The 11,302-nt window shown below is 49.3% G+C and carries 9 protein-coding genes; 5 read left to right on the top strand and 4 right to left on the bottom strand.

Translation table 11 applies throughout. From position 1 onward, the window contains the following. The coding region (locus OEV79_11520; GenBank protein MDH4212065.1) for a hypothetical protein at positions 1-1,214 on the bottom strand (1,214 nt) is incomplete at its 3' end. Between the two features lie 259 nt (positions 1,215-1,473). On the opposite strand from OEV79_11520, the gene OEV79_11525 reads away from it, so the two are divergent. Beyond that, a complete protein-coding gene (locus OEV79_11525) occupies positions 1,474-2,052 on the top strand; it encodes a 1-acyl-sn-glycerol-3-phosphate acyltransferase (GenBank protein MDH4212066.1) in 579 nt (192 codons plus the stop codon). Then, positions 2,049-2,879 carry a 4-hydroxy-3-methylbut-2-enyl diphosphate reductase gene (locus OEV79_11530; GenBank protein MDH4212067.1) on the top strand — a complete coding sequence of 277 codons (831 nt, stop codon included), beginning with the start codon at positions 2,049-2,051 and terminating at the stop codon, positions 2,877-2,879. Before OEV79_11525 ends, OEV79_11530 begins: the two co-directional genes overlap by 4 nt. 441 nt (positions 2,880-3,320) lie before the next feature. Here the strand turns inward: OEV79_11530 and OEV79_11535 are convergent, their stop codons facing one another. The 3 genes from OEV79_11535 to OEV79_11545 form a co-directional block, all read right to left on the bottom strand. Continuing rightward, positions 3,321-4,976: a hypothetical protein gene (locus tag OEV79_11535; GenBank protein MDH4212068.1), complete on the bottom strand. Its 1,656-nt coding sequence runs from the start codon at positions 4,974-4,976 to the stop codon at positions 3,321-3,323. A 296-nt stretch (positions 4,977-5,272) separates the two neighbouring features. Next, the gene (locus OEV79_11540; protein MDH4212069.1) at positions 5,273-6,046 is read right to left on the bottom strand and encodes an ABC transporter ATP-binding protein; all 774 of its coding nucleotides are present in this window, start codon (positions 6,044-6,046) and stop codon (positions 5,273-5,275) included. 13 nt (positions 6,047-6,059) lie between these two features. Then, positions 6,060-7,523: a transglutaminase-like domain-containing protein gene (locus OEV79_11545; protein ID MDH4212070.1), complete on the bottom strand. Its 1,464-nt coding sequence runs from the start codon at positions 7,521-7,523 to the stop codon at positions 6,060-6,062. A gap of 86 nt (positions 7,524-7,609) precedes the next feature. Between OEV79_11545 and OEV79_11550 the strand changes: the two genes are divergently transcribed. The 3 genes from OEV79_11550 to OEV79_11560 all read left to right on the top strand — a co-directional run bounded on the left by OEV79_11550 (position 7,610) and on the right by OEV79_11560 (position 10,892). Then, entirely contained in the window at positions 7,610-7,732 is a 123-nt protein-coding gene (locus OEV79_11550) for a hypothetical protein (GenBank protein ID MDH4212071.1), read from the top strand. Positions 7,733-7,952: 220 nt separating this feature from the next. After that, positions 7,953-9,494 carry a YifB family Mg chelatase-like AAA ATPase gene (locus OEV79_11555; protein ID MDH4212072.1) on the top strand — a complete coding sequence of 514 codons (1,542 nt, stop codon included), beginning with the start codon at positions 7,953-7,955 and terminating at the stop codon, positions 9,492-9,494. Between the two features lie 741 nt (positions 9,495-10,235). Beyond that, positions 10,236-10,892 (top strand): DUF998 domain-containing protein, encoded by a 657-nt coding sequence (locus OEV79_11560; protein ID MDH4212073.1) that lies wholly within the window; start codon positions 10,236-10,238, stop codon positions 10,890-10,892. Positions 10,893-11,302: the final 410 nt, after the last annotated feature.

Consider the following 11,302-nt stretch of genomic DNA (forward strand, 5'->3'; position numbering starts at 1 on the left):
TACGGCCCACCCGCATAAGTGGTCTGCACAACATCCCAAGCAGCCGGGAAAGTTAATGCACTAGTATGCGTCCACCCCTGCCAACCATCCTCAAAATCCCAGAAGGCAGGACCGCCACCACCACCAAGGTCGATCAGACCCTCGGTGTTAGCCGTGGCTGAGCTTGTCGCAACGTTGTAACCACCCGTGCACAGAAAAGTGCCATTATCCAGTGCAGGTGCAGCAACGGCGCATTGTGAATTGCTGATCGGTGTGGGTTTATTCGGCATCTGAACCCAGTCGGTACTGACCGGGTCATAGTACCAGCAGTCATACGCGGGAAACGCTGCACCGTGATCATCGCCGCCAGTAAAGTAGAAGTAACCGTTGACGCATGCACCCTGCACGCGCGAACGACCGGCCTGGGCTGATGTACCAAGGGGAATATCGTCGATTTGCGTCCAGGTGATGCTCGTGGGATTTGCTGGGTTGATTATGCCCATATAAGATGCAGATTGATATAGGGTACTGCTGTAACCACCAGTATAGTATATCGTGTCGCCTGAAATGCCGCAGGCAAAGGAGCGATTCGTTGTTGGCATGTTCGTGCCGGTCGTCCATGTGTTGGTGGCGGGGTCATAGATATCGACACGATCATAATAGGTCGTTGCCTGTCCACCCAATACGTAAATAAGGCTGTCGCGCCAGGCAACAGCACTGAGGAAATAACGTCCCACTGGCAGCGGAGCGCGGTCAGTGACCGTTACTGCTACGGGATCGAATTCCTGGTTCCAGGTTGAATATGTGGTGGAACCATCAGAACCACCAATGACATATATCTTGCCATTGACGGTCGCCGCGGCGTGTCTGTAGATCGTGTGATTCAATGTCGTGCCGACCGTTGACCATGTTTCTGTACCACAGTCGAATGCATAGATCGTATTGACGCCGACAGTTGTATACCCGCCCAGGTTGTACGCAACTCCATTGCAGTACGCAGCGGCGTTGTAGTACAATGCCGTAGGCATTGCCGCATAGGTTTCCCATGTCTGACGGCCCACCGGTGCGGTCTTCTGTGTCTGGTATCGGACCGCAGGTGTGGCACTAACGTCCGCCGGGTTGTCAGTATGGCTTATTTGTTGGATCATCATATCGGGAGTGTGGGAATCTTCTTTTGCAGCGAAAAGCATGGGAACCATCAACAGGCATACTAATATTACTCTGATTTTACTCATTATTCCTCCTAAATTGTATTAGGGATATTGCTGTAGTTGAGCCGGGTTTCTATCCCCAAAAAATCCAGCTCTTCAGGTTATCGCTCTTTCCACCACCTCCTTTCTATACGAGATTGACGTCTATTCAACAAGTGAATAATTATAATGGGAAAAGAAGCTTTGTCAAGTGCCCGGGAAAGCCTTTTTTAAGAGGTTGGAGGTGTGTTGGGGTCGAACAAATGTCTTGAAATCAACGATTTGCAGATTATAATTTAATGCAATGAGGTTGAAATGGTTCTTAGCCTGGATCTTCATTTATCCTCTCTTCAAAGCCCTGACCGGGGTGCAGATCGAGGGCCGTGTGCCAAAAAAGGGTCCGGTGATCCTGGCCCCCAATCATGTTTCCTTCCTTGACCCGCCCCTGGTCGGCGTAACTGCTTTCCGCGAGATACACTTTCTTGCCAAGCCGGGATTGTTCACCGGCTCGAAATTTTTCGCCTGGTTGATCGATAACTATAACGCAATATCACTTGAAGGCACGGGCGGCGTTAGAAGGGCGATCAGATTGCTGCGTCGAGGCAACGCGGTGGTGATCTTTCCTGAAGGCACGAGGTCGCGCAAGAGAGAAATGCTGCCGTTTCATCAGGGCGTCGGTTATCTCGCCGTAAATTTCGGAGTGCCGGTAATTCCCGTGTACATTACTAACTCTAACAAGCGTGTTGTGTCACTCGTGTTCAGGTTGAACGAACTCAAGATAAAATTCGGAAAACTGATCCACCCGCACGGCTACAAAAGAACGCGCGAGGACTTTGCGCGTTTCGCCGACCGCATCAGGGAAGAAGTGCTGAAGTTGAAATGAAAATATACCGTGCAAGGCATGGTGGATTTTGCTTCGGTGTGAAACGGGCGATCAAGATGGCACTCGAGGCGGCGAACAAAGCAGAAAACGTATATTCCCTGGGGCCTCTCATACATAACAGCTTGGCCGTGGAAGACCTGAAGAAGCGTGGAATTCGCCCGGTAGATAAGATCGATGGTACAGATAAAAATAGCGTTATAATCATTCGTTCACACGGGGTCGCGCCGGATGTTCTAAAAAAAATAAATTCAAAGCATTACGGTATCATTGATGCTACATGTCCGCGCGTGCGCCGTGCCCAGCGATATGTCCAGAAACTCATCGACGAAGGTTACTACGTCGTGATCGTCGGGGAGAAGGATCATCCTGAGGTAAAAGGCCTTTTAGGTTATGCGGGGAGACATGCTACTATATACAAAGAACGGCACAAAATAAACAAGAAGAAAATCGGTGTAGTACCCCAGACTACTCTTACCCAGGAGAAATTAAATGATGCCGTTGCCGATTTGATGTCGGACGTGATCGAAATGAAGATCTACAACACAATCTGCCGCGAGACCGCAGTGCGTATCAATGAAGCTACCAAACTCGCGACAAGATCAGATGTTATGATCGTAGTTGGTGGAAAGAATAGCGCAAATACGACAAGGCTGTATCATGTCTGTAAAAAACTGCGGCGTTCCCATCACATAGAATCGGCCAGCGAAGTGAAGCGTTCGTGGTTCAAAGGCGCAAAGAGTGTCGGCATCACGGCCGGGGCATCCACGCCCAAGCAGCAGGTCGATGAAGTCGTGAGAAAAATTAGACGGATTTATCCGAAAAAATAACACAAAGACGTTAGGTTCGTTAGTACCGTTACTTCCGTTAATTTCGTTATTTGCGTTGTTTACGTTAATACCGTTATTTTCGTGACTGTCGTCATGTTCGTTACTTCTGTTAGTATCGCATACTTTCGGAGATTGCCGCGCCCTGCTACGCAGGACTCGCAATGACGGGTTGACGAGGAGATTGCTTCGTCCGCCTGCGGCGTCCTCGCAATGACGGATTACGTGGAGCGGCAGGGCTGGATTCCCCGGCCCCACTGATCAAGTCAGAGGTAAGCAAGCCGGAGAATGACAGTGCGGCGCGGTTGCAGATACGTAACCGTATTCTTTTCCAACGAAACGGGCACCGTAACCGCAAAACGTTAGACGTGAAATATGACTGTTTCGGTCATTTGTGCTTGGAATGTTGGTATTGTTTAGAATTTAGGGTTTAGTGCTTAGTGATCAGTAGTCTCTGCGTTCGAGCGACCTAATGCCGATCCGCAGCGGCATGATTATCGTGAAGATACTGAATAGTACAAAAAGCGCAAACCCGGCATAGACAAGCAAATAATTCACCGGCATGCTCATGAAGGTATGCGACAGGTAGTTATAGGCAGGTGCTGCCAGGATCACTATCGATACACCGACGTAGGCGATGCTGATCAAAGCCGCCATGATACCTCCACTGCCAGCCGCGATGCGTGATGGATTGTCTTCGTGAAAATGTGGGAATCTGCTGCCCAACCCGAGATTTATCGAGACGAGCGAGGCGGCAACCAAAAGGCCGATAACGGGCATTAGCAAATAAAGCCCCTGGCTGACCTTGATGAAAAGATTTGCCGAAAGAAGCAGAACTTCCATGATGATGACTGCTGTAATGAGATTGAAGAAATACTTAACGAGAAGGACTTTTCTGAAAGAGAGAGGTGATGAGCCGATAAACCATATTCCTGCGCGCTCGAGGCTCACCGTGGGAAAGATGAACCGAACGCCCAGCGTGGCAAGGACAAAGCTTATGTAGGCGAAGTTGGCGAAGGCAACGATAGTTCGCCAGAGAGGGAATACAAAATAGATTGGGGTCCTGCGTAACGAAAGTATATAAACGATGAGCAGGATGAGAAAGACCGAAAGTTGGACCCATTGGGTTGGCTCACGCACGAAGATTAGCAGATCTTTGAACAGGATTGACTTTGCCGCATGCGTCTGTGGACGGTAGAGAAATGATTTGCGCCTGACCCTCTTGCATGCATGCTCGCCGGTCGACAGCCATGAACGCACATAGCATACTTTTGCGATGATGAAAGATATCAGGACCGTGCTCAGACCCACGAAGAACAGCAGCAGAAAATTGAACGTTGTAACGGACGTATCGCCATTGAATCCTCGCAGGATGTTGCTCAGCCAGGTTGAGGGTATGTAAACCCCGCCAACCGTGGTCAGCTGGGCGGCAAAAAGCAGCAGGCTCTGTTCATTTTCCGTTTCGAATATCTTGAGCAACCCGGGATTATTGATCTTGATATAAAGATATGTCAGTCCGAGGACAAGGGCTAACGAGATCATTATCACCTCACGTGGACCCAGTCTTGGAAGGACACGTATCAATATGGCGACGAGTGCCGACGCGATCGCAGCCGGTATGACCATACAAATAATGACGCTGATGATCGATAGTGGATAATACATGGGCGGTGCGCCGGTCTTAACGCCGTAAGCGATGATAAGTGGACACGCGATTGTGAGCGTTGCCCATGATGCATACATGCAGTTCTCGAGAAGTTTAGCAAGATATATTGAGGTGGGCGGTACTGGTAAAGAGAAGAGAAAATCGAGTTCCCGGCTGTTGTAGAAAGTCGAAAACGATGTGATGACATTGCTGAACAAGAGCATTATGAAGAAGACGAAAAGAGCCATTTCGATCAGCCGGTCAAGGAGGCCCGGTCCGATGACTTCGACATTCATGAGATAGCCAAAGACCCTGATGAAAATGTAGTAAGCGCCCAGAACAAAACAGGCGATGACAAAAACGAACGAGGCGGTCCTGATCGCGCTCAAAGACCTGACAGACGCAAAGAACATCCTGGCGCGTGCCTGTAATATCAAAAGGAAATCACGCATCATGTTTCTTTGATACTACACATGTTGTGTTTATGGCAAAATTGACTATTATTGTTCGAGCAAATTCCGGAGGAATGCGTCGAGAACATAACTACTTCCCGCGCAAGTGCGGGATTCGCGCTTTTGCAGTCAAATCACAGATTTGAGCAATGGCGGAATCGACTCCACTCGAAGAATAATGTGTTTTGAGCTTGCTCGAGGGATATACTACAGACAGTACGTAGGGCAAGGCTTCGGCCTTGCTGCCCGCGGTCTTCCCGCTCATAGCTGATGCAGTGGAACGACATCCCGGAACGATATCACTGTGATCCGGGGTTTTTATCACTGTAATCGATGCCCCGTGAATCGGCATTGTCCTCTGACAACTTCAAATATATATCCTCGATGTCTTTTTTCCCGGAGATCCTGGATAATTCTTCTATATCACCGATGAATTTCAGTTCGCCGCGGTTTATGATGCCGATCTTGGTGGCAATTTCCCGGGCAAAGGAAAGCGTGTGCGTAGAAATGAAGAGAGTTTTCCCTTCTTCCTTGAGTTTGACGAAAATCTCACGTACTGTTTTGCTTGTTTTCGGGTCCAATCCGACAAGGGGTTCGTCAATCAGGACCAGGTCAGGATTGTGTAACAGCAGCTGACACATGATCACACGTTGCTTCATCCCGTGGGAGTAGCTTTCTGATAGTTCGTCGATCCAGGGACCGATGTCGAGAATTTCGATCAGTTGGGCAAGGCGTGTTTCGTAGTGGGGGGTCCTCACATTGTAAATTCCGGCGACGAAATTGATGAATTCGCGACCCGTGAGTTTGTTATATATGAACGGTTCATCCGGCACGTAGCCCAGGAATGATTTGGCTTTGATCGGGTCTTCGTTGAGATTGATCCCTTCGATCGTTATCTCTCCTTCAGTTGGACGGAGCAAGCCTGCGGTCAATTTCAGGGTCGTTGTTTTTCCGGCGCCATTTGGTCCCAGTAGTACGAATATTTCACCCTGTTTTAATTGAAGGTTTAATCCTTGAAGGGCCCAGACGTTGTTGAATTTCTTCCTGAGGTTCTTGACGACCAGTCGTTTCATTCTGTGCTACGGACTATTCTGTGTACTCGAGAGTTTTTATCTTCAACTTGCCCACGACTTTCAGGACACCTGCCTGCTCTGCAATTTCGCCCTCTTTCAGTTTCAGGTGTCCGACGTCAGCGGGAAATTGATTGAAAGTCGGGTCGACCGGCACCCATTTTCCAAGCCAAACAGCACACCATGCATGGTAATAGTAGGCATAGCCGTTTAGGTTCACCAGCCCCACGTAGATCTTCGTCGGGACGCCGGCTGCCCGCGCCAGCGCCGTGAATAGGATCGCATGCTCGTTGCAGTCACCTTTTTTCATCTGCAGCACATCGAGGGCTGAAGGCAGTGAAGCAGTGGGATTTTTTTCGAGAAGGTTATATACGCCGCTCGTGAGTTTCGCCACTGCTTTGGCGGCGTTGGTTTCATCACCGATCATCTCCCTTGTCTTGTTGACGATTTTCGGGTCGGTGCACTGTATGTACGCAGACGGTTGGAGGAAAGTTTTGTTATGTTCGATCGGCAGTGTGAGGTCGGGTAGATCTGCTATCTGGGGTAGGGTCGAGGCAATCACGATCGGTTTTTCGCTGAGGAGGTCTTGGTAGTCATCCTGGAGGTCGAGGTCTTCTGTCGTGATGTCCTGCATTTCTACTTTGAGGTACGTGAGATTCTTGGGATCGGGTGTGGGAGGATCGAGTTTTACCGAGAAGAAAGTTATGAGGTCGAATGCCTTGTCCGGTGATATCTCAGCCAGTGCCTGTTCTTTGGTCAGGGGTATGATTTCCAGCCCCATGGCCGGTGACGATTCCTTTATCAATTGATAATCCGCATCGAGCCAGAGTATCGAACTGATCCCCATGAAATTGAGCTCCACCCTGGTCCCGGTTTTCGTTTCGCCGAGCACATCAACCTGCTCCTGACCGAGCATCTTTATGCGCGCGGTGGATGACGATTGGGTCGTCGGGTCAAAATAGGGTATCGCGATCTCTTCGCCGGCTTTCAGGTTCTTGCTCTTTATTACTTCTTCTATGGCGTCTGGGAAATATGGTTTTTCCTTCAAAGCAATGGTCTGTGTGTACTCTTTGTTCTGAACGTATGAAGTTAATTGCAGACTCTGCCCTTCGATCCTGCCTTCGACGCGCTGGTGCCCGCCATTACGCAATTCCAGCGAGTAATCTTTCAGGGTGTAGTCTTTATCAGTGTGAGCAAACACGTGGGTCGTCAGCGATCGGGTCTGGTTCATCATGACGATGGTCATGCGCGTGATGTTCTCAACCGTGAGTCCGGCATCCTCGCGCGATATCTTGGTGAAAGAGTAGCCGATCCGTTCACCCTGGATGAAAATGCCTGCCCACTCTTCGCGGCTTTCACCGGCCGAATGTTCCGAGGCAGGTACGAACTCTGCATTGACGGGTTTTCTGATTTGCAGTATCAAAACGACCGTGACGACCAAGATCGCCGCCACGACCAGATAGCCTAATATCTTTTTCATCATTACTCCTTTGGCTATTATACCCAGACGAGCACGTGAGTCAAGAAGACGCCATGGGGTCAGGTCTTGACTATTGACAAAATGGTGTGTCTGACGTCTATGCAGTTGACATACTACATTCAGAATTAATCTTTCTGTTCAAGAAGAGATCGATGGTCGTCAGTAAAGTAGATGGGGTAGAGATTGCCTTCGCTTTTGCGAAAAAGTGAGGGGGCAATCCGCTCTCATACTTACTCTTCGAGTAAGTTAGCCGCAGCGTTAGCGAAGGCATACGCATCGAGAAGAATGATCATTGATTACCGTGTACAGCAATCGATTTCATGTTACGTTTTCAGCAAAAAACCACATAAAAAATTGTCTTCGCTTTTGCGAAAATGTGAGTGTGTTCGGCGATTGACAGTGAATTGTGTAGCATCTATACTGATTGTCATGCTGGCAAAAGTGTTATCATGTGCTACATTCGGGATCGAAGGATATCTTGTAGATGTCGAGGTCGACATATCAACCGGTCTTCCTGCATTCACTACAGTCGGACTTCCTGACAACGCGGTCAAGGAATCAAAAGACCGGGTTTTTGCAGCGATAAAGAACGCGGGGTTCCGTTTCCCGGGTAAGAAAATCACGGTCAATCTGGCACCGGCCGATATTAAAAAGGAAGGTTCCAGTTTTGACCTCCCGATCGCGGTCGGTATTCTGGGTGCATGCCAGAGTGTGCGCAGCGAGAGTTTGAAGCGCTACACGATTCTGGGTGAACTTTCGCTGGACGGGTCATTGCGTCCGATAAAGGGCGCGATCTCTCTGTCCCTTGCCACAAAACAGAACCATCTCGACGGCCTCATTTTGCCCAGGGTGAATGCCCGTGAAGCGGCGATCGTCGATGGTATGAGCGTATACGGGTTTGATAACCTCATCGAAGTGGTGGCTTTCCTTAACGGCGAGATGGAAGCGCAGCCTACTGTCGTGGATCGCGAAGAGATCTTTGATGCCGCGAGCCAGTATGCGGTCGATTTTGCCGAGGTCAAGGGACAGTATCATGCCAAGCGCGCCCTGGAGATCGCCGCGGCCGGCGGCCATAATATTTTGATGATCGGGCCCCCCGGCACTGGTAAGACCATGCTCGCGCGCCGCATGGTCACGATACTCCCCCGTATGACTTTGGAAGAAGCGCTGGAGACGACCAAGATCCATTCGGTTGCCGGCATTCTGCAGTCGGGTGATTCATTGCTCGGTACCCGGCCTTTCCGCTCACCCCATCACACGATCTCTGATGCGGGAATAATCGGCGGCGGTCATGTGCCCAGACCGGGAGAGGTATCGCTTGCGCACAACGGCGTGTTATTCCTCGATGAAATGCCCGAGTTTCACAAAAACGTATTGGAAGTTTTGCGCCAGCCCATTGAAGACGGCCAGGTGACGATCGGCCGAGCGAAAATAACGCTTACCTACCCGGCGCGTTTCATGCTCGCCGCAGCAATGAATCCATGTCCGTGCGGGTATTTCACCGATCCTTATCATGAATGCCGGTGCACGCCGGCCGCGATCCAGCGCTATCACGCAAAGATCTCCGGGCCGCTCTTGGATAGGATCGACATCCACATCGAAGTGCCGGCTCTGAAATACGATGAACTAAAATCGACTGCACCCGGTGAATCGTCGCTGGATATTCGCACACGCGTGAACATGGCGCGCGAAAACCAGCTTGAGCGTTATGAGGGCACGAGAAATATCTACTGCAACGCGCATCTGGGGTCTAGGGACATTCGAAAGCACTGCGCGATCGATAATGAAGCGCAATCGTTGCTCAAAACCGCGATCGAACGCTTTGGTCTTTCCGCCCGCGCCTATGACAAAGTGCTGAAGGTCGCCCGCACCATTGCCGACCTCGATGGTGAAGTAAACATCAAAATTCACCACATCGCCGAGGCCATCCAGTACCGGAGTCTGGATAAAAACGTCTGGCAAAGGCTGTAAGCCTTTTCGATTAAAGTGATAAAAGAAAGATTACAATGATGTTTTTATTTGGCAGAAACTCTAGAGTTTCTTTGATGACAATGATAAACAAATAGATTGCAGTGATAATATTATCTGGCAGAAGTCTTTGAGTTTCTTCTGTTCAATCTTATCCTTCGAGTAAGCGCAGCGCATTGAGAAGTCGGCTCGTGGCTAGTCAAAGTGCTAGCCACTAATTCTCACGTAAGTCCGTTTCTTTCATCCTGCATAGCATGGGTCATTCCCCGGCTTGACCGGGGAATCCAGTGCAGTCGCGACACGAAGCCCGCTCGCCATCACTGCCATCGACCCGCTCCGTGGTTCTGTTAACAATCAAAAAAAAACATCTTCGTAAAAATCCCGCCATCCGGGTTATAATCTATTAGATATTCTGTACAGCAAGGTCTGGGGGTGGGACTGAGTAAAGCTTTCATAACTAGATGCCCAACGTGCGGTATCGATTGGGAATTGGATGAAGAAAACATCCCGTTTGCCTTTCAATGCACGGGGTGTGATCACTTCTACGGCATCAACTGGCATCCCGAAAAAACAGGGATGATGCGAATCATAGATATCAACACATTCAAACAATATGAAGGCTATTGTCCTCGGCGGAAAGTTTCGGAAGGATCACGCTGAGACGCAGCTGATATGACGTGGGTAACATTTAAGATTGAATGATAGATTCAAAAAAATGCAGGGATTGCGAAAAGGAGGATATCCATGAATAAAGGATTAGGAAATGAAACATCTTTGGTCTATTCTTATCTGGAACTCAGAAGAATCATTGGGCTCTTGGGGATATTGTTCCCTTTCATCTTGTCGATAGGTGCCCTGATTTTCTTCAACACCGGTCCTCAGAGTTCTGTAAGCGCTTACTACCATACAGGTATGCGCGATGTGTTCGTCGGAATTCTGTTTGCGATCAGCTTCTTCCTGCTTACATATAGGGGTTACGAACGTTCTGATAACCTTGCCGGTAATCTGTGTTGCATATTCGCGATCGGGGTAGCATTATTTCCCTGCACACCAGTTGTCGGAGCCACAAACACTGATCACATAATCGGGTACATTCACCTGGCATTTGCTGCCCTGTTCTTCTTGACGCTGATCTATTTCTCACTTTTCTTGTTTACGAAGACGAATCCGGACAAACCGCCCTCAAGGAGAAAAATACAGAGGAACAGGGTCTACAAAGCTTGCGGTTATGCGATGGCCATTTGCATACTGTTGATCGCTGTCTATATTATTCTACCCGATTCAATAGCCTCGGTTTTTGAACCGCTCAATCCTGTATACTGGCTGGAGGCCTTTGCTGTATTGTTCTTCGGCATTTCGTGGTTCACCAAGGGCGAGGCGATATTGAAGGATGAGCGGTAGCTGAGCGGCGAACAGAGTCGGGTCGAGGCGTTCCGTGGGCTGATTCCTAAAAGGCGTTTTTATCCTTCGAGTAAGCGCAGCGCATCGAGAAGCGAGGTTCGTCTAACACGGTGACTGCGCCGGCCATATCAATTGTAAAGATTCGACCCCGCCCTCCTTTGCATGACCTCGTTTATTCTCCTCTCCCTTGAGGGGAGAGGATGAAGGTGAGGGTGAGGCATTTTTGGTGAGTCACACCGTCTGTCAGTAGTATCTTTATCCTTCGAGTAAGCGCAGCGCATCGAGAAGCAGGGTTTGACTATAACGGCACTTAAACTGCTGTGTGACTTGTGAAGATTTGATGTTATGAAAAAATTGCAACTCTGTGATCATGGTATATACTATGATTTAATGGAGGTGCAATTATGTTA

Source organism: candidate division WOR-3 bacterium, from assembly GCA_029858255.1.
Classification (GTDB): Bacteria; Hydrothermota; Tepidihabitantia; order SM23-42; family SM23-42; genus SM23-42.

Coding starts and splice junctions, on each gene's coding strand:
- OEV79_11525 (MDH4212066.1), top strand. CDS start 1,474: ATGAGGTTGAAATGGTTCTTAGCCTGGATCTTCATTTATCCTCTCTTC.
- OEV79_11540 (MDH4212069.1), bottom strand. CDS start 6,046: ATGAAACGACTGGTCGTCAAGAACCTCAGGAAGAAATTCAACAACGTC.
- OEV79_11555 (MDH4212072.1), top strand. CDS start 7,953: ATGCTGGCAAAAGTGTTATCATGTGCTACATTCGGGATCGAAGGATAT.
- OEV79_11535 (MDH4212068.1), bottom strand. CDS start 4,976: ATGATGCGTGATTTCCTTTTGATATTACAGGCACGCGCCAGGATGTTC.
- OEV79_11560 (MDH4212073.1), top strand. CDS start 10,236: ATGAATAAAGGATTAGGAAATGAAACATCTTTGGTCTATTCTTATCTG.
- OEV79_11530 (MDH4212067.1), top strand. CDS start 2,049: ATGAAAATATACCGTGCAAGGCATGGTGGATTTTGCTTCGGTGTGAAA.
- OEV79_11545 (MDH4212070.1), bottom strand. CDS start 7,523: ATGAAAAAGATATTAGGCTATCTGGTCGTGGCGGCGATCTTGGTCGTC.